We start from the raw sequence: 23,689 nt of genomic DNA, 5'->3' as shown, positions 1-23,689 counted from the left end.
ACACTTTGGCCACAACTGATCGCGAACACATATGCGTTCGGCACGCGCACGGTGATATCCGGAGGGGGATCACCCCAATGGTATCTCCTTTCACAACATGGAATTGCCCCGTCCGCTTTCCGGCGGACGGGCCAATTCCAGTCATGAAGGAGAAGAGTTGGCGCAAATCAGCAGCCGCCGGCCACCGCCGGGATGATCGAGATGCCCGCGCCGTCCGGGGTGGGCGTCTCCAGGCCCTGCTCGAAGCGCACATCGTCGTCGTTGACGTACACGTTCACGAAGCGGCGCAGCTTGCCGGCGTCGTCCAGCACACGGGCCGCGATGCCCTGGTGGTTCTGCTCCAGGTCGGCGATCACCTCGGAGAGGGTCGCGCCCTCGGCGGGGACCTCGGCCTGGCCACCGGTGTACGTGCGGAGGATGGTGGGGATGCGGACCTTGACGCTCATGGTTCTGCCTTCCAGGGGTACGGAGTACGAGTTCGGGGGCCGGTCGCGGCCTCGTCCGCCAGCTGCCGGACGGGCCGGCGACCTCAGCGGGCCAGGCCGGCCGCGCGGAACGCGTCCAGGTTCGGACGGATGGTGGCCGTGGGCCCGGAGGTGGGGGCGACCGCGTCGAGTGTCTTGAGGCCGTCACCCGTGTTCAGGACGACGGTGGTCAGGGACGGGTCGAGCACGCCGTTCTCGATCAGCTTCTTGGTCACGCCGACGGTCACACCGCCCGCGGTCTCCGCGAAGATGCCTTCCGTCCTGGCCAGCAGCTTGATCGCGTCGACGACCTGCTCGTCGTTGACATCCTCCACGGCCCCGCCCGTACGGCGCGCGATGTCCAGCACATACGGGCCGTCGGCCGGGTTGCCGATCGCCAGCGACTTGGCGATGGTGTTCGGCTTCTGGGGCCGGACCACGTCGTGTCCGGCCTTGAAGGCCGCCGACACCGGCGAGCAGCCCTCCGCCTGGGCACCGAAGATCTTGTACGGCTTGTCCTCGACCAGACCGAGGGCGATCAGCTCCTTGAGGCCCTTGTCGATCTTGGTGAGCTGCGAGCCGGACGCGATCGGGATGACGATCTGGTCCGGGAGCCGCCAGCCGAGCTGCTCGCAGATCTCGTACGCGAGCGTCTTGGAGCCCTCGCCGTAGTACGGCCGCAGATTGACGTTGACGAAGCCCCAGCCCTCGCCCAGCGGGTCGCCGATGAGCTCGGAGCAGAAGCGGTTGACGTCGTCGTAGTTGCCCTCGATCCCGACCAGGTCACCGCCGTAGACCGCGGCCATGACGACCTTGCCGGCCTCCAGGTCGTGCGGGATGAACACGCAGGACTGGAATCCGGCGCGGCGCGCCGCGGCGCCGACCGCACCGGCGAGGTTGCCGGTGGAGGAGCAGGAGAGGGTGGTGAAGCCGAAGGCGCGCGCGGCCTCGACGGCGATCGCCACGACGCGGTCCTTGAAGGAGTGCGTCGGGTTGCCCGAGTCGTCCTTGACGTACAGCCCGCCGGTGACGCCCAGCTCGGCGGCGAGCCGGTCGGCCTGGACGAGCTTGGTGAAACCGGGGTTCAGGTTGGGCTTGTCGGCCACGTCGGTGGGGACGGGCAGCAGCGGGGCGTAGCGCCAGATGTTGTCCGGGCCGGCCTCGATCTGCTTCCGCAGGCCCTCGGGGTCGCCGCTCGGCAGGTCGTATGCGACTTCGAGCGGCCCGAAACATTCCTGGCACGCGAAGATCGGGCCGAGCGGGAAGCGCTGTCCGCACTCGCGGCAGGACAGCGCTGCGGCGGGGCCCAGAGCGACGGTGGGGGTGTTTTCGGTGACTTGCACAGCCATGGAGGCGAGGCCCTTTCTCCTCATCTTCCTCGCGGCGAATCTCGCCACGAGACGGATTTGGCACCTTCCCTAGCCGGGAGCCTCACGCGCGCGGGACGTCAGCGTCCTGGCGGCAAGACCGGCTGGAGGGTTGCCGGGGCTTCAACGGGCCGTATCCCTCTGCCCCTCTGGATGAGCGGTATGGCGCTGGGCCGAACCCAGGCGTTTGTGGCGCGGGGACCCCGACATGCGACGGTCATCCGCGTTGTTCAAGACTGTAACCGAAGGCACTGACAGTTGAGATAGTCGTCCGAACCGCGAGATGGATCACACAGGCCGCTGATCGGGCGGCGACCGAGGAGTCGTAACCGTGCTGGAAGAGGTCGAGACCTGGCTGACCAGCCACTCCTGGTCCGCCGCTGACCGTCCGCTGGGGCAGCTGCTGGAGGCGAAGCGCCAGACGGGCCGTACGGTCAGTGTCGTTCTGCCCGCGCTCGACGAGGAGGCCACGGTCGGGGCGATCGTGGCGGTGATCCGTGCCGAGCTGATGACCGAGACCGTGCCGCTGGTCGACGAGCTGGTGGTGCTGGACTCCGGCTCCACCGACCGCACCGCCGAGGTCGCGGCGGCGGCCGGTGCGCGGGTCGTGTCCCGCGACAGCGTCCTCCCCCGCCTGCCCGCGCTGCCCGGCAAGGGCGAGGTGCTCTGGCGCTCCCTCCTGGCCACCACCGGCGACATCATCTGCTTCATCGACGCCGACCTGCGCGAATTCTCCGCCGCCTTCGTCTCCGGGATCGTCGGCCCGCTGCTGACCGACCCGGACATCCAGTTCGTCAAGGCGATGTACGACCGCCCCCTGGAGACCGGCCCCGGCGGCACCGACGCCGGCCAGGGCGGCCGGGTCACCGAGCTGGTCGCCCGCCCGCTCCTCAACCTCCACTGGCCGCAGCTGGCCGGCTTCGTCCAGCCCCTGGGCGGCGAGTACGCGGCCCGCCGCTCCCTCCTGGAACGGCTGCCCTTCCCGGTCGGCTACGGCGTGGAGCTCGGCCTGCTCGTCGACTCCCTGCACACCGTCGGCCTCGACGCCCTCGCCCAGGTCGACGTCGGCGTACGCAAACACCGCCACCAGGACGGCCAGGCCCTCGGCCGGATGGCCGCCGCGATCTACCGCACCGCCCAACTACGCCTGACCCGCGGCCACTTGGTCCGCCCCCGCCTCACCCAGTTCGACCGCGGCGACGAGGGCTTCGTCCCCCGCACCACGGACGTGGACACCGAGGAACGCCCCCCGATGGCCGAAATCCCGGAGTACGCGGAACGACGGGCGGCGTGAGCGCACCGAGCGCCGGCCGCACCACCCGCCCCGCCCCTTGACCGCTTCCGTACGTTTGCGCGGATCTGTGGCGGGTTACTTTCGCGACATGGTCTCCGAGCGCAGTGCGGTGCAAGCAGGTGCTGAGGTTCTTGTCGCGTCCAATCGCGGGCCGGTGTCCTATGGCCTGGCGGAGGACGGGGCGCTGATCGCCAAGCGGGGTGGTGGCGGGCTGGTGTCGGGGCTTTCCGCTATCGGGCCCGAGACCGATGCCGTGTGGGTGTGTGCCGCGCTCGGTGACGGGGACCGGGAGGCCGTGCGGCGGACGGGTGGTGTGCTGGAGCCGGGTGATACCGGTGGACAGCGTGTCCGGATGCTGGACATTCCGGCCGAGGTGTATGCCGCCGCCTACAACGGCGTCGCGAACTCCGTGCTGTGGTTCATCCACCACATGCTCTACCAGACACCGCTGGAGCCGGTCTTCGGCGCGGAGTTCCGGGCGCAGTGGGCGGCGTACGAGACGTACAACGCGGCCTTCGCCGATGCGCTGGCCGAGGGGGCGGCGCCCGGCGCGGCCGTCCTCGTGCAGGACTACCACCTGGCGCTGGTGCCCGGCATGCTCCGCGAGCGCCGCCCCGACCTGCGCATCGCGCACTTCTCGCACACCCCGTGGGCCCCCGCCGAGTACTTCGCGATGCTGCCCGACGACATCCAGCGGGAGCTGGCGCTGGGCATTCTCGGTGCCGACCGGGCGAACTTCCTCACCCGGAGGTGGGCCGAGAACTTCGTGGCCTGCGCCGAGACCGGGCTCGGCGGGCAGTGCGAGCGCGTACGGCCGGAGGACGGGGCGCCCGGCATCGTCGCGCTCGTCCCGGAGCGCAAGGCGCGTACGACCCTGATCGGGGTGCACGGCCTCGGCGCCGACGCCGATTTCCTGCGCGAGCGCGCGCACCGCCCGGACGTCGAGGAGCGGATGGCGGCGCTGCGCACCGAGATCGGCGGGCCGGGACGCCGGACCATCGTCCGCGTGGACCGCACCGAGCTCTCCAAGAACATCGTGCGGGGCCTGCTCGCCTACCGGCAGCTTCTCGCCGACCGCCCCGAGTGGCGCGAGCGGGTGGTGCACCTCGCCTTCGCCTACCCCTCGCGCCAGGACCTCGCCGTCTACCGCGACTACACCGCGGAGGTCCAGCGGGTGGCCGAGGCCATCAACGCCGAATACGGGACGGCGGGTTGGCAGCCGGTCCTGCTGCACGTCAAGGACGACTTCGCCCGCTCGCTGGCCGCCTACCGGCTCGCCGACGTGGCACTCGTCAACCCGATCAGGGACGGTATGAACCTGGTCGCCAAGGAGATCCCGGTGGTGTCGGACGCCGGCTGCGCGCTGGTGCTGTCGCGGGAGGCGGGCGCGCACGAGGAGCTGGGTGAGCATGCCCTGACGGTCAATCCGTACGACGTCGTCGGCACCGCCGAGGCGCTGCACGAGGCGCTGTCGATGGACGACGGCGAGCGCGCGGCACGCACCGAGCGGCTGGCCGCGGCGGCCACCGCGCTGCCGCCCGCGCGGTGGTTCCTGGACCAGCTGCGGGAGCTGCGGGGGGAGGCTCCGGAGGGGGCGCGGCCCGCCTGAGCCGCCTCCCCGGCTACGCCCCGTGCGCCCCGTTCTCGTCCAGCCGGGCCGCGAGGGCGCCGAGCAGGCCGACGACGCCGCCCGGGCCGTCGACCACCAGGTCGGCGCGGTCGGCCAGTTCGGCGACCTCGGCGCTGCCGCTGCATACCAGGAGGCCGGTCAGGCCGTCGGAGCGGAGTTTTTCGACGGCGGCGAAGGCGGCCAGGTCGCCGAGGTCGTCGCCAGCGTAGAGGACGGTGGCGGCGCCGGTCTCGCGGACCCATTCGGCGAGGGCGACGCCCTTGTCCATGCCGGGCGGGCGGAGTTCCAGGACGAGGCGGCCCGGTTCGACGATCAGGCCGTGGCGTTCGGCGAGCGCGGTGAGCGGGCCGCGCAGCTGGTCGAAGGCGCCCTGGGGATCGGTGGCGCGGCGGGTGTGGACGGCGATGGCGCGGCCGCCCTTGCGCTCGATGGCGGTCTCGATCCAGGTGCCGTGCCAGACCCCGGAGGCGTCCAGTACGCCGGGGAGTTCGGCCTGTATGGCGGCGACACCGGGGTGCGGGGCGGGCGCGTGGACGGTGCCGGTGGCGGCCTCCCAGCGTTCGGCGCCGTAGTGGCCGAGGACGGTGAGGTGGTCCAGGCCGGGTACGTCCGCGAAGCCGCCGAGGCGGACCGCGACGGTGGCCGGGCGGCCGGTGATCACCGCGGCGGCGCGCAGCCGGGGCACCAGGCGGCCGAGGGCGGCGACGGCGCCCTCATGGGCGCGGGCCTTCTCCGGGTCGGGGACGATCTCGGCGAGGGTGCCGTCGAAGTCGAGGGCGACGACGGTGCGTTCCGGGTGTGCCAGCAGTGCGGCGAGGCCGTCGCGGCCGGCGGGGGTGTGCGGGGTCGGCACGGATCCGGGTGTCGGCCGATCCGGCGACGCGGAGTTCGGGGGGCTGCCCATGGCGCCGACCCTACCGGCGCGGTGCGGGCGCCGGGGGGAGCTCCGGTGACAACCCCGGGTGTACGGGCGCACGGGGACGGCGGCCGGGGCACTCCGGGTCTTCCGTGCGGACCGGACCGGTCAGCGGCGGGCGCGGCGGGCGTCCCGTATGCGGCGCAGGCGGTTGACGGTCACCGGGTCATGGGCGAGCGCGCGGGGGTCGTCCAGCAGGGCGTTGAGGAGTTGGTAGTAGCGGGTCGGGGAGATGCCGAGCTGTTCGCGGATGGCGCGCTCCTTGGGGCCGGGGCCCGGCCAGGAGCGGCGCTCGACGGCGAGCACCGCCTCGTCCCGGGCGGAGAGCTCGGCGGCGCGCTCGACGGCCCCGGGCTCGCCGCCCGGACCGCCCGCACCCGCCGTCCCGTCCGTCATCACGCTTCCACGATAAGCGCACGGTCGGACATCGCCCGGCCCGTCACCCGGCGGGCGCCCGGCTCCGGGACACGCGCCCGGCCCCCGGGCCGCCCCGCGCCGACGCGCCCGCCCGGGTGCCCGCCCGCACCGCGCCGGGGCGCCCGCCCGTGTCCCCGCCCGCACCGCGTCATTCGGCGGCGCTGTCCGCGGCGTCCGCGATGTTCTGGATGTCGGTGAGCACTCCGGACGGGTTGCCCCGCGGGCCGACCGCGGCGCCCATCTTGGCCTTGACGGTCTTGGAGATCAGCGGCCAGGAGGTCTTGTTCGCCGGGTAGAACTCGGCGCCGGCGAGCTGCTTGAGGAAGCCGTGGAACTTGGCGTACTTGTCGTCGGCCAGCATCGCCTGGGAGGCGGTGGTGGTGACCGGCAGCAGGCCGTACTCACCGGAGAACTTCTCGACGTTCTTCTTGCTGTAGACGAAGTCGAGGAACTTGCCGACCTGGGCGCGGTGGCCACCCTGCTTGAAGGCCATCATCCAGTCGGCGACGCCCATGGTGGCCTTGGCCTTGCCGTGGGCACCGGGCAGCTCGACGGTGCCGTAGTCGATGCCCTTGGCGGCGGCCTGCTTCATCAGGGCGGGGTGGCCGTTGAGCATGCCGACCTCGCCGTCGGCGAAGCCCGCGAAGGCGTCCTCGCGGTTGAGCTTGGCGGGGTCCACCCCGGTCAGGCCCTTGCCGACGAGGTCCTCCTTCAGCCACTTGAAGGCCTTGTTGTTCTCCGGTGAGTCGATCGTGTACTTGCCGATGCTGTCGGTGTAGCCGCCGCCACCGCTGAGCATCCACTGCATCGTCTCGGCCTGGGTCTCCTCCGGGCCGAGCGGCAGCGCGAACGGCATCTTGACGCCCCGTGCCTTCAGCAGCTGGGCGTCATGGGCGATGTCGTCCCAGCTCGCCGGCGGGCTGGTGATGCCGGCCTGGCTGAACAGCTTCTTGTTGTAGAAGAGCCGCCGGGTGCTGGCGCCGAACGGCATGCCGTACTGGACCCGCTTGTATTCGCCGGCCTCCGCGAGGGAGGGGGTGAAGTCGGCCTGGGTGGGGATGGAGAGCAGCTGGTCGGCGCTGTAGAGCTGGCCCTTGGCCGCGTAGTCGGCGTAAGCGCCGATCTGGGCGAGGTCCGGGGCATGGCCGTCCTTGACCAGCCCCTCGACCTTCTTGTCGACGTCGGTCCAGCTGTAGACCTCGACATCGACCTTGATGCCGGGGTTCTTCTCCTCGAAGGCGCGGGCGAGCTCGTCCCAGTAGTGCTGGGAGCCGTTGGCACGGCTGTCGCCGTAGTCCGCCGCGATCAGTTTGAGGGTGACGTCGTCGCTACCGGAGCCGCTGTCGCAGCCGGTAAGAGTCAGTGTCATGGTGGTGGCGATTGCCGCCGCCAGGCTCAAGTACCGCCGCTGCACTGCTGTTCCCGCCCTTTGTTCTGAAAATCCGTGCGTGTTCGGGAATTAACCCGGCCGCCTCGGGGATCGCCCTCGAACGGCATGAACAGCAAGTCTCCCCCGCGCTCTTTACAAGGTCTACACCACCCCCCTCTCACTCCGGCACCGGCCTTCCGGTCGCCCGTCCGGCCCCCTCGCTACGGTGAGTGGACTAGACCTTTCCGGCCGGATCGCGCGAAACTGTTCCCGTGAGACACGTCATCGCCCTGGATGTGGGCGGCACCGGGATGAAAGCCGCCCTCGTGGGGGTGGACACCGCGCCTTCCGCCGGCACGCCCCCCGTGCTGCTGTACGAGGCGCGGCGCCCCACCGGCCGCGAGCGCGGCCCCGAGGCGGTGGTCGAGGCCATCCTCGGCTTCGCCGCGGAGCTCCGGGAGCTCGGCGCGGCCCGTTACGGCGCCCCCGCCGCGGCGGCCGGTGTCGCCGTCCCCGGCATCGTCGACGAGCGGTCCGGCACCGCCGTCTACGCCGCCAACCTCGGCTGGCGGGACGTACCGATGCGGGCGCTGCTGTCCGAGCGGCTGGGCGGGGTGCCGGTCACCCTCGGCCACGACGTCCGCACCGGCGGCCTGGCCGAGGGCCGGATCGGCGCGGGCCGGGACGCCGACCGGTTCCTGTTCGTCCCCCTGGGCACCGGGATCGCGGGCGCCATCGGCATCGGCGGCCGGATCGAGTCCGGTGCGCACGGCAGCGCGGGCGAGATCGGCCACATCGTCGTACGGCCCGGCGGGCGGGAGTGCGGCTGCGGGCAGCGCGGCTGCCTGGAGACGCTGGCCTCGGCCGCCGCGGTCGGCCGTGACTGGGCCGCGGCCTGCGGCGATCCGCAGGCCGATGCGGCCGACGCGGCCCGGGCCGTGGCGTCCGGCGACGCGCGGGCGCACACCGTGTGGCAACGCGCCGTGGACGCCCTCGCCGACGGTCTGGTCACCGGTCTCACCCTGCTCGACCCGCAGACGCTGATCATCGGCGGCGGGCTCGCCGAGGCGGGCGACACGCTCTTCACACCTCTGCGGGAAGCGGTCCGCCGGCGCGTTACGTTCCAGCGGCTCCCCTCGATCGTTCCGGCGGCCCTCGGGGACGCCGCCGGGTGCCTGGGTGCAGGACTGCTCGCCCGGGATCTTCTCTCCACGGAGGTAACCGCCTGATGGCACAGCAACAGTCCGCGCAGCGGCCCTCGGACCCTCCGCGCACCATCCTGGCCGGCGCCCGGATCGCCCGGCCGTCCGGCGTGGTCGAACGCGGCCGGATCGCCGTCGAGGGCGGCCGGATCGGCGATGTCCACAGCCGGGACCTCGATCTGGCCGAGGGGGCGGCCGGCCGCGTCGTGGACCTCTCGGGCCACCTCATCGTCCCCGGCTTCGTCGATATGCATGTCCATGGCGGAGGCGGTGGCTCGTTCTCGTCCGCCGACCCCGAGGAGTGCATGACGGTGGTCGAGACCCACCGCCGGCACGGCACCACCTCGATGCTCGCCTCCACCGTCACCGGTGAGCTGACCGACCTCGCCCGGCAGGCCGCGGTGCTCGCCGAGTTGGTGCAGCAGGGCGAGCTGGCCGGCATCCACTTCGAGGGCCCGTTCATCTCCCCGCACCGCTGCGGCGCCCACCAGCCGGAGCTGCTGCGCGACCCGGACCCGGCCGATGTCCGCAAGCTCCTGGACGCCGCGCACGGCACCGCGTCGATGATGACCGTCGCGCCCGAACTGCCCGGCGGTCTGGCGTCCGTACGGCTGCTCGCCGACGCCGGGGTGCTCGCCGCCATCGGCCACACCGACTCCTCCTACGACGCCACCCGCGAGGCCATCGACGCGGGCGCCACCGTCGCCACCCACCTCTTCAACGCGATGCCCGCACTGGGCCACCGCGCGCCCGGCCCGGTCGCCGCGCTCCTGGAGGACGAGCGGATCACCGTCGAGCTCATCAACGACGGCACCCATCTGCACCCCGCGGTCCTCCAACTGGCGGTCCGCGAGGCCGGGGACGGGCGGGTGGCGTTCATCACCGACGCGATGGGCGCGGCCGGAATGAACGACGGGAGGTACCCGCTCGGCCCGATGCAGGTCGAGGTCAGGGACGGTGTCGCACGCATCAGCGAAGGCCCCACGGCCGGTTCGATCGCCGGCTCCACCCTCACCCTGGACCGCGCCTTCCAACGCGCCGTCACCGTCGATGGCCTGACGGTCGACCAGGCCGTACAGGCACTTTCGGCCACTCCGGCCCGCCTCTTGGGCATCGACGACCGGACCGGCGCCCTGCAGACCGGCAAGGACGCCGACCTGGTGGTCCTGGACGCGGCATACGACGTGGTGGGGGTCATGCGCCGGGGCGAGTGGCTGGTGCGCCCGCCGGGCGCCTGAGGCGCCGGCCGCGCGCCGGGCAGGCACGCGGCCGCCCCTCCCCCCGGGCCGTGGTCCCCCACGGCGGCCGGACCGGGTCTGGGCCAACCACCACCGACGATGGCATGATCGCTCGCGCACTTGTCCGCATGCCACCGCCCTACGCGGTTGCCCGACGCCCGGCCGCCCGGCCATGACTGCCCGGAGGGGCGACCATGATCCTTACGGTCACGCTGAACGCCGCCCTGGACATCACCTACCGCGTCCCCCGGCTCCAGCCGCACACCACAAACCGGATCACCGAGGTGTCCGAACGCCCCGGCGGCAAGGGCCTGAACGTGGCCCGGGTGCTGGCCGCGCTCGGCCACCGTACGGTCGCCACCGGCTTCGCGGGCGGCGGCACCGGCGAGGCCCTGCGCGCGCTGCTCGCGGAGACCGAGGTCACCGACGCGCTGGTCCCGGTCGGCGGCGCCACCCGCCGCACCGTCGCCGTCGTCGACGCGGCCACCGGAGACACCACCCAGCTCAACGAGCCGGGCCCGGTCGTCTCCCCCGCCGAGTGGGACACCTTCCTCGGCACCTACCGCGAACTGCTCGGCGAGGCACGGGCGGTGGCCCTGTGCGGCAGCCTGCCGCCGGGCGTCCCGGTCGATGTCTACGCCCGGCTGACCCGGGCCGCGCGCAGCGCCGGCGTGCCGGTCCTCCTGGACACCAGCGGCGAACCGCTGCGCCGCGGGCTGGCCGCCCGCCCCGACCTCGCCAAGCCCAACGCCGATGAACTCGCCGCCCTCACCGGCAGCACCGAACCGCTGCGCGCCGCCCGCGACGCCCGCCGCCGCGGCGCCCACGCGGTGGCCGCCTCACTGGGCCCGGACGGCATGCTCGCGGTCACCGCCGACGGCACCTGGCAGGCCGCCCCGCCCCGCCGGATCGCCGGCAACCCGACCGGCGCCGGCGATTCAGCGGTGGCCGGCCTGCTGTCCGGCCTGGTCGAGGACCTGCCCTGGCCGGACCGCCTGACCCGCGCGGTGGCCCTGTCCGCGGCAACCGTACGGGCCCCGGCAGCGGGCGAGTTCGATACGGCGACGTATGAGGAGCTGCTGCCGCGCGTGACCGTGCGGGATCATCCGGCGGTGGGGTGAGAAGGGGAGGCGGGGGCGGTCCCTCAGCCCCTGGCCAGCCAGACCTTGTCGAGGTTCACATCGCACTGATTCCCGCTCTCGCAGGACAGCTTGATGGTGTTGGTGCCCTTGTTGAGCTGCACATACGACCAGGTCCTGGTCCAGCCCTTGTCCCAGGCGCCCTCCGGGGCGTGGGCGAAGTTCTCCATGTTGATCGGCCGGCCGTCCGCCGCGCCGTTCACGTTCAGGGTGAGGTTGGCGTCCTTGCCGGGCACGCCGTAACCGACCCAGAGCTTGTACTTGCCGGCGGCCTCGACATCGAGCGACCAAGTGGCCGCCGCACCCTGGGCGTTCATGCCCGCCACATAGGCGCCGCCGGGCGAGCGCGCACCCGGCACGTCCTTGGCCGTGGTCGCCCCGCCTTCGAGCCGGAGGCTGCCCGCGTCCTGCTTGGGCAGCTTGCCGGGGGCGGGCTTGGAGGTGGGCTTGTCGGTCGGGTCCACCTTGCCCCCGGCCGTCGGCTCCTGCTTGCCCGCGGCGTCGTCCTTGGAGCCGTTGGCGTTGGTGAGCATCGCGACGCCGATGCCTATGCAGACCACCGCGACCACGGCGACGGCACCGATCAGCAGGCCGTTGCGGCCACGGCGCGGCTCCTGGCCGCCGTTGACCGGGGCGGAGCGGGTGCGGTCGCCGCCGGGCAGGGTCTCGGGGGCGGCGTAGTGGGCGTTCTGCTGCCCGTACGTCACCTGCTGCGGGGCCTGCTGGCCGTACTGGCGCTGGCCGACCGCGCGGACCTGGTTGTAGGACGTCCGCGGAACCCCCGGCTGCCGCGCCGCCGCACCGTCGCCCGCCGATCCCTGGGCGCCGCCCTCGCCGCCTTCCGAGCGGTAGAGGTAGGCGAACGGGTCGTCGTTCTCCGGCGTGTCCGCGCCGTTGTTGCCGGCCGTCATTCCGTGTCACTCCCAAGCGATCTGTGCGCGTCTGTACGCGTCTCTACGCGTCCGCAGGCTTCATTGCGCGAACTGTCTTTCGGGCCCCCGCGGCGCCGCGCCGCATCGGCGCAGCCTACCCCGTCGCGGCCCGCGCACACCGAGCCCGGAGGGCCACAAGATCGCTACGGAACGGTGAACGGCTGGTGTGCGGCCCGATGCGGGGCCGGTGTGAGATACGCGGCATCGCGCCCGGCCGTCGCGGCGGGCCCGCGGGCCGCTCAGCCCGCCGCCCGCCGGTTCGCCTTCGAGCGGGAGCGCTTCTCGACGTACATCCGCTGGTCGGCCGATTCCAGCACCTCCTCGGCCGACATCCCGCAGCTCGCCCAGCCGATGCCGAAGCTGGCTCCCACCCGGACCGCCCGGCCCTCCACCCGGATCGGCGGGATGATCGCGTTCCGCAGCCGGACCGCCAGGTCCTGGGCGTCGGCCGTGCCGAGGCCGTCGGCGAGCACCACGAACTCGTCGCCGCCGAGCCGGGCGACCGTGTCACCGTCCCGGACGCCGCTGGTCAGCCGGCGGGCGACCTCTATCAGCACGGCGTCGCCGGTGTTGTGCCCGAAGCGGTCGTTGATCGACTTGAAGCCGTCGAGGTCGCAGAAGAGGACCGCGAGCCCCTTGGAGCCGTCGTCGGCCGGCCCGTCCGCGGGGGCGACGAGATGCACATGGTGGTCGAACGGGGGCGGCGGGCCGCCCTCGAAGCCGTCGAGGCCGTCGAAGGGCTCCTTGGCGTCCGGCCGGAAGCCGTGCGGCCCGCGGGGGTCGGTGCTGAGGGTGGCCGAGGAGGCGTAGGCGTCCGCCATCGAGCCGGGCGGGCGGGAGCACAGCCGGGCGCCGAGCCGGGCCCGCAGCTCGGCGCTGTTGGGCAGCCCGGTCAGCGAATCGTGGCTGGCGCGGTGGGCGAGCTGGAGCTCGTGCCGCTTGCGCTCCTCGATGTCCTCGACGTGGGTGAGCAGGAAACGGGGGCCGTCGGCGGTGTCGGCGACGACGGAGTTGCGCAGCGAGACCCACACGTAGGTGCCGTCCCGGCGGGCCAGCCGCAGCTCGGCCCGGCCGCCCTCGGCGGAGGTGCGCAGCAGCGTGCCGATGTCCTCGGGGTGGACGAGGTCGGAGAAGGAGTAGCGGCGCATCCCGGAGGCCGGGCGGCCCAGCAGCCGGCACAGCGCATCGTTGGTGCGGAGCAGCCGTCCGTGCTGGTCACCGCCCATTTCGGCGATGGCCATCCCGCTCGGCGCATACTCGAACGCCTGCCGGAAGCTCTCCTCGCTGGCGCGCAGCGCCTGCTGCTCGCGCTCCAGCCGGACCAGGGCGCGCTGCATGTTGGCCCGCAGCCGGGCGTTGCTGATCGCGATGGCGGACTGGAAGGCGTACATCTGGAGCGCTTCCTGGCCCCAGGGGCCGGGCCGCCGGCCGTTGCGCGGCCGGTCGACGGAGATCACCCCGAGCAGCTCGCCGCCCCCGTTTGCCGCGGTGTACATCGGCGCGAAGAGGCGGTCCATGGGGTGCCACTCGTCGGGGAACCGGGGCGCGGGGCCGGCCGTGTGCCACTGCGGTACGTCGTCGTCATCGAGGACCCAGCCCTCGGTGTGCGAGATGAAGCAGAGGTCGCCCCAGCGCTCGCCCATGGACAGCCGGCGCTCCCAGGAGGCGCGGGAGCCGACCCGTCCGGCCATGAGCGCCTCGGCGCCCGCGCTGCCGGCGACCGCGGCGACCACGAGATCGCCGTCGGGCCGCACGAGATTGACCGCGGACAGCTCATAGCCGAGCCCGGTGATCACGCCGTCGGCGACGGTCTGCAAGGTGTCCGCAAGGCTACGTGCGGTATTCAGCTCGGCGACCACTTGGTGCAGCTGCCGCAGGGTCGCAAGACGGACGTATGGCTCCGACTCGGTCTCCATCGCTCGCTCTCCCTGAGACCTCGACAGCAAACTCCACGATTTCTTGTCGTCCGATTCCCCGCTCACTGAATCACAGTGAGCTGTTCACTCGGTACACAGGGTCAACAATTAGCGCCTGCTGTGACTCAAGTCACAAACAATGAAGGACGGTTGGCGATCTTCCATAAAACCGCCACGGGAGCGCGCCTTCACTCTTTCTACACTTACTGAACGCAAATTCCGAGCGATTCGGGAACTCCGCCGTCAGACCTAGGACGCGAGTGGTCCGCAGGCCCGATGCGCGCCGCGGACGGCCGAAGTTAGCGTTTATGGCGTGTTCACGAAGACTCCTGCCGATGCGGCGGCCGCCGGGCCCGTCGCCCACCCCGCACCCGCCGTCGCCCCCGCCTCCGTGCCGGGGGGCGCGCCGATCCCGCATTCTGTTGGGGTGAGTGACGACGAGTTCCGTGCCGCCCTGTCCCGCCTAGCCGCCGGCGTGGTGCTGATCACCGCCCACGACCCGGACGGCGGGCCGCACGGCGAGGACGTCGGCATGACCGCCACGGCGTTCCTCTCCGTGTCCCTCGACCCGCCGCTGGTGATGGTGAGCGTTCGCAACGACTCGCGCATGGACGACCTGCTGGAGGTGCAGCCCTACTGGGCCGTCTCGGTGCTGTCGGGACATCAGCGTCAGGTCGCCGGACGATTCGCCATGAAGGGCCGCATCAGCGACCGGCTGCTCTTCGAGGACATTGCGCACGTACGGGGCGAAGCATCCGGTGCGCCGCTCATCGGGGGCGCCCTGGCGACCCTGGAGTGCCGTACCGAGCAGCGGGTCGTGGCCGGCGATCACACGCTGGTCATCGCCCGTGTCCTGGCCACGACACTGCCGAACGAGGAGGACGGGCCGCTGACGTACTTCCGGGGGAAGTACCGGCAGTTGGGGTGAGCTGGGACGGCCGGGGCGGTCAGGGCGGCTGGAATGGTCAGGACGGTCGGGGTGGTCAGGGCAGCCGGGGTGGTCAGGACGGACGGGGCCGTCAGGACGGCTGGGAGGGTCAGGACGGGTCGGGGCGGTCAGTCCCAGCCACGGCCCGAGCGGCCGCGCTTGGTGTCGCCGCGCTGCTTCTTCTCGCGCAGCCGCCGCTCATTGATGCCCCGTGGGATCCGCGACTTACGGCGCTGCTTGGGCGGCGGGGCGGTCGCCTCGGCGAGCAGCGCGGCCAGCCGGACGGCGGCGGTCTCGCGGTTGCGCCACTGCGAGCGGTGCTCGGAGGCCCGTACGGACAGCACGCCGCCGGTCAGCTTGCCCGCCAGCCGCTCCAGGGCGCGCTCTTTCCACACCGGCGGCAGTGCCTGCGTTTTACCGAGGTCGAAACGCAGCTCGACCTGACTGTCGCTGGTGTTGACGTGCTGGCCGCCCGGACCTGAGGAACGCGAGAAACGCCAGACGAGCTCGGCCTCTGGAAGGACGACCGAACCGCGGATGACATAGGGCCCGGACATGAGTCCTATGATCCCGCGCCGCGCACGGCCCCGTCACCCGCTTTTCGGGGCCTGTGCAGAGCGTTCACATCAGAATTCGGCAAAGAGAGTAAAGACTCCTGGAACCTGGCGGTCCCCTCATGACGTTGTGGTGGGTAACGGTAGCTTCGTGCGCAGTGCGGAGCCCGACGCTTCGACGAGTCGACAAGGAAAGGGACTTCCCATGGCTGTAAGCCTGTCCAAGGGCGGCAACGTCTCCCTCACCAAGGAGGCACCGGGCCTGACCGCCGTCACGGTGGGCCTCGGCTGGGACGTCCGCACCACCACCGGCACGGACTTCGACCTCGACGCCAGCGCGATCGCGGTCAACCCGAGCGGCAAGGTCTTCTCCGACCAGCACTTCGTCTTCTTCAACAACAAGGCGACGCCCGACCAGTCGATCGTGCACACCGGTGACAACGTGACCGGCCAGGGCGAGGGCGACGACGAGCAGATCAACGTCAACCTCGCGGCGCTGCCGGCCGACATCGACAAGATCGTCTTCCCGGTCTCGATCTACGACGCCGAGAACCGCAGCCAGAACTTCGGCCAGGTGCGGAACGCCTTCATCCGCATCGTCAACCAGGCCGGCGGCACCGAGATCGCCCGCTACGACCTCAGCGAGGACGCCGCCACCGAGACCGCCATGGTCTTCGGTGAGCTGTACCGCAACGGCGCCGAGTGGAAGTTCCGCGCGGTCGGCCAGGGCTACGCCTCGGGCCTCGTCGGCATCGCGCAGGACTTCGGCGTCAACGTCTGAGCCAGATCCAGATGCAGGTCCTTGCCTGGGCCGGATGGGTCTGAGTCCGGTGCAGGTCTGAGCCTGCGGCAGGTCTGAGGCTGATGGGCCTGAGGCAGGTCTGAGCCTGGCGCGGGCCTGAGCCTGGCGCGGGTGGCGTTATGGAGGGCCGGTTCCCCAGTGGGGGGAGCCGGCCCTTGGCGTGTTTGGGGGCGGGGGAGCTTTCGGGGCGGGGCGGCTGGGGGTGTGTGGTGTGGGTGTGGGTGCGTGGCGCGCGTACGGGGGTGGGGCTGTCCCGGTGGTGCGTGGGGTGCCGGGCGGGGCCCGTTCAGGCGACCGCGTCCGTGACCGTTTCGGGGGGCGCGGACAGCTGCGCCACGTCGTCCAGTGACAGGCCGAGGGCTCCGGAGAGCGCGGCGATCGTGAAGAACGCCGGAGTCGGCGCCCGGCCGGTCTCGATCTTCCGCAGCGTCTCGGCGGACAGCCCCGCCGCCGCCGCGACCTCGACCATGCTCCGCTCGCCGCGCGCCGCCCGCAGCAGGGCGCCGAGCCGCTCGCCACGTTCACGTTCCTGAGGGGTCAGGGGAGTTCGCACCATGCCCGTGATACTAATACCGGTAAATAAATACCGGTAAACAAATACCGCCCGTGCCGCTGCCGTGGCGCGGCACGGGCGGCGGTGAGCAGGAGGTCGGGCAGATGGTGGAGATCAAGACGGACGCGGCAGTGGACGCCATGCGGGTGGCCGGGCAGGTCGTCGGCACGGCGCTGGAGGCGGTGCGGGCGGCGGCCGCCCCGGGCATGCGGCTGCGGGACCTGGACGAGGTCGCCCGTACGGTCCTGCGCGAGGCCGGTGCCGACTCGCCGTTCCTCGGCTACCGCCCGAGCTTCGCCCCCACCCCGTTCCCCGCCGTCCTCTGCGTCTCCGTCAACGACGCGATCGTGCACGGCATCCCGGACGGGACCCGGCTGCGCGACGGCGACCTGGTGAGCATCGACTGCGGCGCCCTGGTGGACGGCTGGGCCGGCGACGCGGCCCTCAGCTTCACGGTCGGCACCGCCCGCCCCGAGGACCAGCGGCTCATGGACACCACCCGGCGGGCCCTGGAGGCGGGCATCGCGGCGGCCGTGGTCGGCGCCCGGATCGGCGATATCTCCCACGCGATCGGCAGCATCGGCCGCGCCGCCGGCTACGGCATCCCCGAGGACTTCGGCGGACACGGCATCGGCCGGCAGATGCACGAGGATCCGGCGGTCCCCAACGACGGCCGCCCGCGCCGCGGCATGATCCTCCGCCATGGCCTGGTCCTCGCCATCGAGCCGATGTTCCTGGCCGGCGGCAAGCACGACTACTACGCGGCCGGCGACGGCTGGACCCTGCGCACCACGGACGGCTCCCGCGCCGCCCACTTCGAGCACACGGTGGCGGTGACGGACGGGGGCCCGCGGGTGCTGACTACGGCGTAGGGAGCGTGGGGGGCGGGGAGGCGTAGGCGGGGCAGCATGTCGGGTCCGGGGATTTCCGGAGCCTGCGGGCGGGGGCGGAGGAGCAGGGGGCGGGGGGCGAGGCAGCGTGGCGAAACTGGGGTTTCCGGAGCCCGCGACGGGGCGGGGGCCAGGTGATCGGGGGGCGCCGGTCTGCGGGAATGGCTGGGTGAGGGCACCATGGAAGCGGCGCCGGGCTAGGGGCCCCGTCCCGTCCGTCGCTGTCCTCCTGGAGCGCAGCCCATGAGCCGATCCGCCGCCGAATCCGCGCACCCGCCCGTGAGCGTGCTGCTCTGCGACGACCATGACGTCGTACGCGCCGGGCTGCTCGCCCTGCTCAGCGGTGCCCCCGGCATCGAGGTCATCGGCGAGGCCGGGAACGGCGAGGAGGCCGTGGACCTGGCCGCCGCGCTCCGGCCCGACGTCGTCCTGATGGATCTCCGGCTCGGCTCCGGTATCGACGGTGTCGAGGCCACCCGGCGCATCACCCGCGCCGATGCCCCCGGCTCCCCCCGGGTCCTCGTGCTGACCGACTATGACACCGACACCGACATCGCCCGGGCCTTCGAAGCCGGGGCCGCCGGACATCTGCTCAAGGCCGAGCCGCCGGAGGAGCTGTTCGCCGCGATCCGGGCCGCGGCCGCGGGCCGGAGCATGCTCGCCGCGCCGGTCGCCCATCACGTGCTGGCCCAGATGCGCAGCCCGCAGCCCACGCTCACCGACCGGGAGCTCCATATCCTCGGCCGGCTGGCCCGTGGGCTGAGCATCCGCGAGATCGCCCGTGCGATGTCGACCAGCGAGGTCACGGTCAAGGCGGACCTGGCCCGGATCTACGACAAGCTCGGGGTAGCCGGCCGGACCGCCGCGGTCTCGGTGGCCAGGGACCAGCGGCTGCTGCCCTGACCGGACGGCACCGGACGACGGCCACGCACCGCGTGACACCATCAAGCTGTGATCGACCTCGGCTACTCCCTCTCCCGCCGCTTCCCGGATCCGCCGCAGACGGACTACCGGACCGCGGACGTGCGCACGCTGCGCCATGACCTCTTCTGCGGTGACGTCTACCTCGCCGACACGAAGACGGACCGCGAGCTGTCCACGGCCTGGGGCTGGGTGCCGGTCCTCGACTTCGCCTGGGCGCTGTGCGACATCGTCGAGCAGCTCGACACCGACCCCCGGGGCAACCGTTCCGCCCGCCCGGTCCACGCCGAGCTGGACTTCACCGAGTCCGCCGACCGGATCTTCTTCGAGCGCCGCTTCGGGTGGGTGGACGTCGATGCCGACTGGATGGCGGCCGACGAGGCCCCGCTCACCTTCAACCACTCCGCGCTGCGCCGCGAGGCCCGCGACTTTCTGCACGATCTGATCGCCGACCTCACCGATATGCACGACGGCCTCGGCGACAACCCCGCCATCTGGGACCTCCAGGCCCGCTTCCCCCGCGTCTGAACGTCAGAGCCGACGCCCGCACCGCGCGCCGGCCCAGGCGCCGTACGCCGACTCGGGTACCGACCCGCCCTCCCGGCGCATCCGGCCCCGGCTCCCCCTCACTCCACCCGCACCCCTATCTGTGCCGCGAACACCGGGGCCAGATCGAGCAGTTGGGCCGGGCTGATCACCGCGCCCGACAGACGGTCGATGCCGCGGGCGATGTCGAGCGCGGCGGCGCCCCGCAGATCGACGTCCGTCATCCGTGCCTCGGAGAAATCCGCCCGGGTCAGGGTGCAGTCGTCGAACGTCACCCGCTCCAGCACCGCGCCCGCGAAGTCCGCCTCGACCAGCACGCACCCCTCGAAGGCGACATCCCGCAGCTTCGCCTGCCGCAGATTCGGGAAGTCGATCTTTCCGCCGCGCACCACGACCCGCTCCAGGACCGCCCCGTGCAGCTGCGTCCCGCCGAGCCGGGCGTCGGACACCTCCACATCGCGCAGGGAGGCCCGGGACAGATCCGTGCCGACCCCGCGGACTCCGCTCAGCACGCTGTCGATGATCCGGGCCCGGCCGAGCACGGTGTCGTCCAGCGCGCAGCGTCGTACGGCGCAGTCCATGAAGCGGGCGCCGCGCGCCGACTGACCGGTCCAGTCGGCGTCCGCGAACTCCAGCCCGTCGTAGTCCCCTTCGGGCTCCAGCTCGCCGCCTTCGTACGCCGTCAGCTCCGGAAGCCGCACCTGCGGCCGCCGCACCGCCGGCACCGTCTCCTTGCCGCGCCCTGCCACGCGATCACCGCCTTCCCGCCGTCCGTGCTTCCTCGCACCTGCCCACCCATCGTGAACCACACCACTGACAATGAGCCCTGACCTGCGGAAACACCCGATTGTCGGCCGTCGTGCGGTCACCCCCGCCGAGCCGCCCCGCCCGAACTGCCTTGACCTCAACCGAGCTTGAGGGAAGAGAGTGGCGGGCGGTTGCCCACCCCACCCACCGAGGTCCGCACTCCTCAAGGAGATACCGCCATGCACGCGATACGGCTGCACACCTTCGGCCCCGCCGAGAACCTCCGCCACGAGACGGTCGAGGACCCGCGCCCCGGGCCCGGTCAGGTCCGGATCGCGGTGGCGGCGGCCGGTGTCCACCTCCTGGACACCGCCCTGCGCGAGGGCAGACCGGGCGGGCCGGTGCCGCTCCCCGAGCTGCCGACCGTGCCCGGGCGGGAAGTCGCCGGCACGGTCGAGGCGCTCGGCGAGGGCAGCGACCCCGACTGGCTCGGCCGGCGCGTCGTCGCCCACCTGGGCACGGCCCCCGGCGGCTACGCGGAGCGCGCCGTCGTCGCCGCCGGGCGGCTGCACGCGATCCCCGAGGGCCTGGACGCGGCCCAGGCCGTCGCCATGATCGGCACCGGTCGCACCACCATGGGCATCCTGCTCTTCGCCGGTCTCACCGCCGACGACATCGCGCTCGTCCCCGCGGCCGCCGGCGGCATCGGCTCCCTGCTCGTCCAGCACGCCAGGAACACCGGCGCCACGGTCATCGGCCTGGCCGGCGGCGCCGCCAAGGTGGCACGCGTCCGCGAACTGGGCGCCGATCTCGCCGTCGACTACACGCGTGACGGCTGGCCGTCCCTGGTACGGGCGTTCCTCGACGGCCGGGGCGCGGCCGGTGCCACCCTCGTCTTCGACTCGGTCGGCGGGGCCCCCGGGCGCGCGGCCGTGGATCTGCTCGCCAAGGGGGGCCGTCATCTGGTCTTCGGCTGGTCCTCCGGCGGCCTCCTCACCGGCCGGCCGCTGGAGTTCGCGGAGGGCGAGCTGACCGCCCGCGGGATCACGTCGGAGCAGGTCCTCGGCCCGCCGATGCTGGCCAGGGCCGGGGGCGACGACCCGCTCCGCACCCTGGAGACCGCGGCCCTGGCGGAGGCCGCGGCGGGCCGGCTGGTGCCGGCGGTCCAGCGCTTCCCGCTGGCGGAGGCGGCGGCCGCCCACCGGGCGCTGGAGTCCCGCGCCACGATGGGCAAGGTCGTCCTGGTGCCGTAGGGCGCAACCCCTCAGGGGCGGGGCGGGGTTGGCCGGGACCCGGCTCGCCCCGCCACCCGGCCTACCGCACCACCGCCATCTCCCGCGCCGTCTGGTTCAGCCGGCGCCCGCCGGACTCCGTGCACGTCACGATGTCCTCGATCCGCACCCCGAAGCGGCCCGGCAGATAGATCCCCGGCTCGATCGAGAAGCACATCCCTGGTACCAGCGGCAGATGCTCGCCCTCGACCAGGTACGGCGGCTCATGGGTGGTCACCCCGATGCCGTGGCCGGTCCGGTGGATGAAGTACTCGCCGTAGCCCGCGGCCTTGATCACCTTCCTGGCCACCCGGTCGACGTCCTGGCACGCGACGCCGGGCCGCACCGCCTCGAAGGCCGCCTGCTGTGCCTCCCGCACGATGTCGTGCACCTTGCGCTCCTCGGCGCCCGGCTCCCCGACGTGCACGGTGCGCGTCGTGTCCGACCCGTAGCCGTCCTTGAGGCCGCCGAAGTCGAGCACGACCATGTCGCCGTCCTCGATGACCCGCTCCCCCGCCTCATGGTGCGGATTGGCTCCGTTGGGGCCCGACCCCACGATCGTGAAGTCCACCTGGCTGTGGCCGTGCTCGGTCAGCAGCCGCGCCAGGTCCGCCGCCACCTCGGACTCCCGCCGCCCGCCGAAGCGGACGGTCAGGATCTCCTCGTAGGTGGCATCGGCGGCGGCCCCGGCCGCGGCCAGCAGCTCCACCTCGTGGGCGTCCTTGACGGCGCGCAGCATCGGCAGCACCTCGGACAGCGCGGCGTACGCGCTCCCCGGCACCGAGCGCTGGAGCCCCAGCAGATGCATCGCCCAGGTGGAGTCGGACATCCCGTAACGGCCCTGTGGGGCCATCCACTTGGCGACCTCGGCATACGGGTCCGAACCATCGGTCCAGCCCGATACCTCCATCGCCCAGGCCCCCGGGGAGTACTCCGCGTCCGGGTACTCCAATACGGGCACCAGCAGCCGCGGGCGCCGCTCCGGCTCGATCACCAGGGCGGTCAGCCGTTCGGTGACCGCGGTCGGCCGGTAGCCGCACAGCCACGTCAGATCCGGTCCCGGCGTCACGATCAGCCCGGCCAGCCCGGCATCGGCGGCGGCCCGGCCCGCCCGCGCCATCCGCCGCCCGTAGTCCACCTGCGTCATCGAAGTCACCATGGCGGCGAACTTACGCCGGTCCGGCCCCTTCGGCCCGCCGAATGCGCGCCCTCATAGGGCTCTTCACTCCTCCAGTTCACGGCTGTCCCGGTGCACGCCTCCCGTTCCTGTCGCCGGGGCGCGCTCCGGGGCTCCCGCTCGTCCCCGCGGGGAGCGGCTCGGCGGACGGCCGCCCACGCGCCCGTGGCGAGTCATGCCGGGCCGGCGCCCTCACCGGCCGTCACCGCACCGGCCGTGCCGATGTGGGCGCGGTATTGGCGCAGGGCGCGGGCGCTGTTCCAGCCGAGCGCGCCCACCACCCGGCCGCCGAGATGGTAGAGCGCGACGAAGCGGCGGTCCCGCGGGTCGCCGTCGACGCATTCCACCCGGGCGTCGGCGGGGCAGCTGCCATGGAACTGGATCTTGGCGTCGTACTGATCGGTCCAGCCGAACGGGACCGGCGTGTAGGGCACGGAGCCCCCGGGGCCGGCGAGGAGGTTCCGGGCGGCGGCGCGGGCCTGCTCGGTGGCGTTCATGCGCTGTTCGAGACGGACCCGCCCGCCGGTGGCCGGGTCCGGCCAGTTGGCCACGTCGCCCGCCGCGTACACCCCGGGCGCGGCCCGGCAGTAGCTGTCGCAGCGCACCCCGTCGCCCAGGGGGAGGCCGGAGCCGGCCAGCCAGTCGACGGCCGGCACCGAACCGATCGCGACCACGACCACATCGGCGGGGAGCCGGGTGCCGTCGTCGAGGGTCACGGCGGTGACCCGGCCGTTCGCCCCGGTCATGCCGCTGACACCGCGCCCCAGGTGCAGCCGGACCCCGTGGTCCCGGTGCAGGTCCGCCACCAGCCCGCCCACCCAGGTGCCGACCTGCCGGGCCAGCGGAGTGGGCTCGGGGTCGACGAGGGCGACGTCCAGGCCGAGGCCCCGCGCGGTGGCGGCGATCTCGCTGCCCAGGAAGCCGGCGCCGATCACCACGACCCGGGGGCCGGCGCACAGTTGCGTCCGCAGAGTCAGGGCGTCGTCAAGCGTGCGCAGCACATGCACCCCGGCCAGATCGTGGCCGAAGGGCAGCCGACGGGGCCGCAGCCCGGTGGCGAGGAGCAGACCGTCGTAGCGCAGCCGGTCGCCGTCGGCCAGGGTGACGGTGCGCGTCTCCGGGTCCAGCCCGGTTGCCCGGCAGCCCAGCCGGAGATCCAGGTTCAGCCGCCGGAGGTCGGCCTCCTGGCGCAGCACGGCCCGTTCCGGTTCCCAGGCACCGGCCAGCACCTGTTTGGACAGCGGGGGCCGGTCGTACGGGGCCCACAGTTCCTCCCCGACCAGTGTCAGCGATCCGGTGAAGCCCTCGCGCCGGAGGGGGGCGGGGGGGGGGGGGGGGGGGGGGGGGGGGGGGGACAAGAAGGGGGGGGAGGGTGGGCGGCACCACGGAAAGAAACAGGAAGAAGGGAGGGGGGGT

The 23,689-nt window shown here is 72.7% G+C and carries 23 protein-coding genes and 1 riboswitch; of the genes, 11 read left to right on the top strand and 12 right to left on the bottom strand.

The features are described 5' to 3' along the window. Nucleotides 1–167: 167 nt before the first annotated feature. A complete protein-coding gene (locus tag ACZ4XD_RS01895; protein WP_018089727.1) occupies nt 168–446 on the bottom strand; it encodes a MoaD/ThiS family protein in 279 nt (92 codons plus the stop codon). An 83-nt stretch (nt 447–529) separates the two neighbouring features. Then, complete coding sequence (gene thrC, locus ACZ4XD_RS01890; RefSeq protein WP_468037218.1) at nt 530–1,813, bottom strand: threonine synthase; 1,284 nt, start codon at nt 1,811–1,813, stop codon at nt 530–532. Between the two features lie 17 nt (nt 1,814–1,830). Continuing rightward, a riboswitch (SAM riboswitch) is annotated at nt 1,831–1,991 on the bottom strand. Nucleotides 1,992–2,162: 171 nt separating this feature from the next. On the opposite strand from thrC, the gene ACZ4XD_RS01885 reads away from it, so the two are divergent. Together ACZ4XD_RS01885 and ACZ4XD_RS01880 are read left to right on the top strand one after the other, a co-directional pair. Continuing rightward, the gene (locus tag ACZ4XD_RS01885; protein WP_468037216.1) at nt 2,163–3,125 is read left to right on the top strand and encodes a glucosyl-3-phosphoglycerate synthase; all 963 of its coding nucleotides are present in this window, start codon (nt 2,163–2,165) and stop codon (nt 3,123–3,125) included. Between the two features lie 88 nt (nt 3,126–3,213). Next, nucleotides 3,214–4,734, top strand: coding sequence for an alpha,alpha-trehalose-phosphate synthase (UDP-forming) (locus ACZ4XD_RS01880; protein ID WP_468037214.1), 1,521 nt, complete (start codon nt 3,214–3,216; stop codon nt 4,732–4,734). A gap of 13 nt (nt 4,735–4,747) precedes the next feature. Here ACZ4XD_RS01880 and otsB read toward each other — a convergent pair whose 3' ends face one another. The 3 genes from otsB to ACZ4XD_RS01865 form a co-directional block, all read right to left on the bottom strand. Beyond that, entirely contained in the window at nt 4,748–5,659 is a 912-nt protein-coding gene (otsB, locus tag ACZ4XD_RS01875) for a trehalose-phosphatase (protein WP_468037212.1), read from the bottom strand. 120 nt (nt 5,660–5,779) lie between these two features. After that, nucleotides 5,780–6,067 carry a DUF3263 domain-containing protein gene (locus tag ACZ4XD_RS01870; protein WP_042147145.1) on the bottom strand — a complete coding sequence of 96 codons (288 nt, stop codon included), beginning with the start codon at nt 6,065–6,067 and terminating at the stop codon, nt 5,780–5,782. Nucleotides 6,068–6,236: 169 nt separating this feature from the next. After that, on the bottom strand, nt 6,237–7,502 hold the full coding sequence (locus ACZ4XD_RS01865; protein ID WP_468037209.1) for an ABC transporter substrate-binding protein: 1,266 nt from the start codon (nt 7,500–7,502) through the stop codon (nt 6,237–6,239). Nucleotides 7,503–7,729: 227 nt separating this feature from the next. On the opposite strand from ACZ4XD_RS01865, the gene ACZ4XD_RS01860 reads away from it, so the two are divergent. From ACZ4XD_RS01860 to pfkB, 3 genes are all read left to right on the top strand, one after another. Next, the gene (locus tag ACZ4XD_RS01860) at nt 7,730–8,686 is read left to right on the top strand and encodes an ROK family protein (RefSeq protein WP_468037207.1); all 957 of its coding nucleotides are present in this window, start codon (nt 7,730–7,732) and stop codon (nt 8,684–8,686) included. After that, nucleotides 8,686–9,897 (top strand): N-acetylglucosamine-6-phosphate deacetylase, encoded by a 1,212-nt coding sequence (gene nagA / locus ACZ4XD_RS01855; RefSeq protein WP_468037205.1) that lies wholly within the window; start codon nt 8,686–8,688, stop codon nt 9,895–9,897. Before ACZ4XD_RS01860 ends, nagA begins: the two co-directional genes overlap by 1 nt. Before the next feature lie 194 nt (nt 9,898–10,091). Next, complete coding sequence (pfkB, locus tag ACZ4XD_RS01850; protein WP_468037203.1) at nt 10,092–11,018, top strand: 1-phosphofructokinase; 927 nt, start codon at nt 10,092–10,094, stop codon at nt 11,016–11,018. A 23-nt stretch (nt 11,019–11,041) separates the two neighbouring features. Here pfkB and ACZ4XD_RS01845 read toward each other — a convergent pair whose 3' ends face one another. Then, complete coding sequence (locus ACZ4XD_RS01845; RefSeq protein ID WP_468037201.1) at nt 11,042–11,947, bottom strand: CBM35 domain-containing protein; 906 nt, start codon at nt 11,945–11,947, stop codon at nt 11,042–11,044. A gap of 260 nt (nt 11,948–12,207) precedes the next feature. Then, entirely contained in the window at nt 12,208–13,884 is a 1,677-nt protein-coding gene (gene cdgB / locus ACZ4XD_RS01840) for a diguanylate cyclase CdgB (protein WP_468037199.1), read from the bottom strand. Nucleotides 13,885–14,197: 313 nt separating this feature from the next. Between cdgB and ACZ4XD_RS01835 the strand changes: the two genes are divergently transcribed. Then, nucleotides 14,198–14,812, top strand: a complete 615-nt coding sequence (locus ACZ4XD_RS01835; RefSeq protein ID WP_468037197.1) for a flavin reductase family protein — start codon at nt 14,198–14,200, stop codon at nt 14,810–14,812. Nucleotides 14,813–14,940: 128 nt separating this feature from the next. Here ACZ4XD_RS01835 and arfB read toward each other — a convergent pair whose 3' ends face one another. Then, nucleotides 14,941–15,369: an alternative ribosome rescue aminoacyl-tRNA hydrolase ArfB gene (gene arfB, locus ACZ4XD_RS01830; RefSeq protein WP_468037195.1), complete on the bottom strand. Its 429-nt coding sequence runs from the start codon at nt 15,367–15,369 to the stop codon at nt 14,941–14,943. 202 nt (nt 15,370–15,571) lie between these two features. Between arfB and ACZ4XD_RS01825 the strand changes: the two genes are divergently transcribed. Next, nucleotides 15,572–16,147 carry a TerD family protein gene (locus ACZ4XD_RS01825; RefSeq protein WP_042147120.1) on the top strand — a complete coding sequence of 192 codons (576 nt, stop codon included), beginning with the start codon at nt 15,572–15,574 and terminating at the stop codon, nt 16,145–16,147. Nucleotides 16,148–16,454: 307 nt separating this feature from the next. Here ACZ4XD_RS01825 and ACZ4XD_RS01820 read toward each other — a convergent pair whose 3' ends face one another. Then, the gene (locus ACZ4XD_RS01820; RefSeq protein WP_042147117.1) at nt 16,455–16,724 is read right to left on the bottom strand and encodes a helix-turn-helix domain-containing protein; all 270 of its coding nucleotides are present in this window, start codon (nt 16,722–16,724) and stop codon (nt 16,455–16,457) included. A gap of 101 nt (nt 16,725–16,825) precedes the next feature. Between ACZ4XD_RS01820 and map the strand changes: the two genes are divergently transcribed. The 3 genes from map (at nt 16,826) to ACZ4XD_RS01805 (ending at nt 19,060) form a co-directional block, all read left to right on the top strand. Beyond that, nucleotides 16,826–17,593, top strand: a complete 768-nt coding sequence (gene map / locus ACZ4XD_RS01815) for a type I methionyl aminopeptidase (protein WP_468037756.1) — start codon at nt 16,826–16,828, stop codon at nt 17,591–17,593. 261 nt (nt 17,594–17,854) lie between these two features. After that, nucleotides 17,855–18,514 carry a response regulator gene (locus ACZ4XD_RS01810; protein WP_468037192.1) on the top strand — a complete coding sequence of 220 codons (660 nt, stop codon included), beginning with the start codon at nt 17,855–17,857 and terminating at the stop codon, nt 18,512–18,514. Nucleotides 18,515–18,562: 48 nt separating this feature from the next. Further along, entirely contained in the window at nt 18,563–19,060 is a 498-nt protein-coding gene (locus ACZ4XD_RS01805; RefSeq protein ID WP_042147111.1) for a hypothetical protein, read from the top strand. A 98-nt stretch (nt 19,061–19,158) separates the two neighbouring features. Here the strand turns inward: ACZ4XD_RS01805 and ACZ4XD_RS01800 are convergent, their stop codons facing one another. Then, nucleotides 19,159–19,803 carry a pentapeptide repeat-containing protein gene (locus ACZ4XD_RS01800; RefSeq protein ID WP_468037754.1) on the bottom strand — a complete coding sequence of 215 codons (645 nt, stop codon included), beginning with the start codon at nt 19,801–19,803 and terminating at the stop codon, nt 19,159–19,161. A gap of 261 nt (nt 19,804–20,064) precedes the next feature. Between ACZ4XD_RS01800 and ACZ4XD_RS01795 the strand changes: the two genes are divergently transcribed. After that, nucleotides 20,065–21,078: a zinc-binding dehydrogenase gene (locus ACZ4XD_RS01795; protein WP_468037190.1), complete on the top strand. Its 1,014-nt coding sequence runs from the start codon at nt 20,065–20,067 to the stop codon at nt 21,076–21,078. 61 nt (nt 21,079–21,139) lie between these two features. Here ACZ4XD_RS01795 and ACZ4XD_RS01790 read toward each other — a convergent pair whose 3' ends face one another. Together ACZ4XD_RS01790 and ACZ4XD_RS01785 are read right to left on the bottom strand one after the other, a co-directional pair. Beyond that, entirely contained in the window at nt 21,140–22,243 is a 1,104-nt protein-coding gene (locus tag ACZ4XD_RS01790) for an aminopeptidase P family protein (protein WP_468037752.1), read from the bottom strand. 203 nt (nt 22,244–22,446) lie between these two features. Next, nucleotides 22,447–23,631: an NAD(P)/FAD-dependent oxidoreductase gene (locus ACZ4XD_RS01785; RefSeq protein ID WP_468037189.1), complete on the bottom strand. Its 1,185-nt coding sequence runs from the start codon at nt 23,629–23,631 to the stop codon at nt 22,447–22,449. Nucleotides 23,632–23,689: the final 58 nt, after the last annotated feature.

It is taken from the genome of Streptomyces sp. NPDC029466 (assembly GCF_055574515.1).
Note: the sequence above shows the minus strand (reverse complement) of the source record. Positions and strands in the feature narration are given on the sequence as shown.

Coding starts and splice junctions, on each gene's coding strand:
- ACZ4XD_RS01895 (WP_018089727.1), bottom strand. CDS start 446: ATGAGCGTCAAGGTCCGCATCCCCACCATCCTCCGCACGTACACCGGT.
- thrC (WP_468037218.1), bottom strand. CDS start 1,813: ATGGCTGTGCAAGTCACCGAAAACACCCCCACCGTCGCTCTGGGCCCC.
- ACZ4XD_RS01880 (WP_468037214.1), top strand. CDS start 3,214: ATGGTCTCCGAGCGCAGTGCGGTGCAAGCAGGTGCTGAGGTTCTTGTC.
- otsB (WP_468037212.1), bottom strand. CDS start 5,659: ATGGGCAGCCCCCCGAACTCCGCGTCGCCGGATCGGCCGACACCCGGA.
- ACZ4XD_RS01870 (WP_042147145.1), bottom strand. CDS start 6,067: ATGACGGACGGGACGGCGGGTGCGGGCGGTCCGGGCGGCGAGCCCGGG.
- nagA (WP_468037205.1), top strand. CDS start 8,686: ATGGCACAGCAACAGTCCGCGCAGCGGCCCTCGGACCCTCCGCGCACC.
- pfkB (WP_468037203.1), top strand. CDS start 10,092: ATGATCCTTACGGTCACGCTGAACGCCGCCCTGGACATCACCTACCGC.
- ACZ4XD_RS01845 (WP_468037201.1), bottom strand. CDS start 11,947: ATGACGGCCGGCAACAACGGCGCGGACACGCCGGAGAACGACGACCCG.
- cdgB (WP_468037199.1), bottom strand. CDS start 13,884: ATGGAGACCGAGTCGGAGCCATACGTCCGTCTTGCGACCCTGCGGCAG.
- arfB (WP_468037195.1), bottom strand. CDS start 15,369: ATGTCCGGGCCCTATGTCATCCGCGGTTCGGTCGTCCTTCCAGAGGCC.
- ACZ4XD_RS01825 (WP_042147120.1), top strand. CDS start 15,572: ATGGCTGTAAGCCTGTCCAAGGGCGGCAACGTCTCCCTCACCAAGGAG.
- ACZ4XD_RS01820 (WP_042147117.1), bottom strand. CDS start 16,724: ATGGTGCGAACTCCCCTGACCCCTCAGGAACGTGAACGTGGCGAGCGG.
- map (WP_468037756.1), top strand. CDS start 16,826: ATGGTGGAGATCAAGACGGACGCGGCAGTGGACGCCATGCGGGTGGCC.
- ACZ4XD_RS01810 (WP_468037192.1), top strand. CDS start 17,855: ATGAGCCGATCCGCCGCCGAATCCGCGCACCCGCCCGTGAGCGTGCTG.
- ACZ4XD_RS01795 (WP_468037190.1), top strand. CDS start 20,065: ATGCACGCGATACGGCTGCACACCTTCGGCCCCGCCGAGAACCTCCGC.
- ACZ4XD_RS01790 (WP_468037752.1), bottom strand. CDS start 22,243: ATGACGCAGGTGGACTACGGGCGGCGGATGGCGCGGGCGGGCCGGGCC.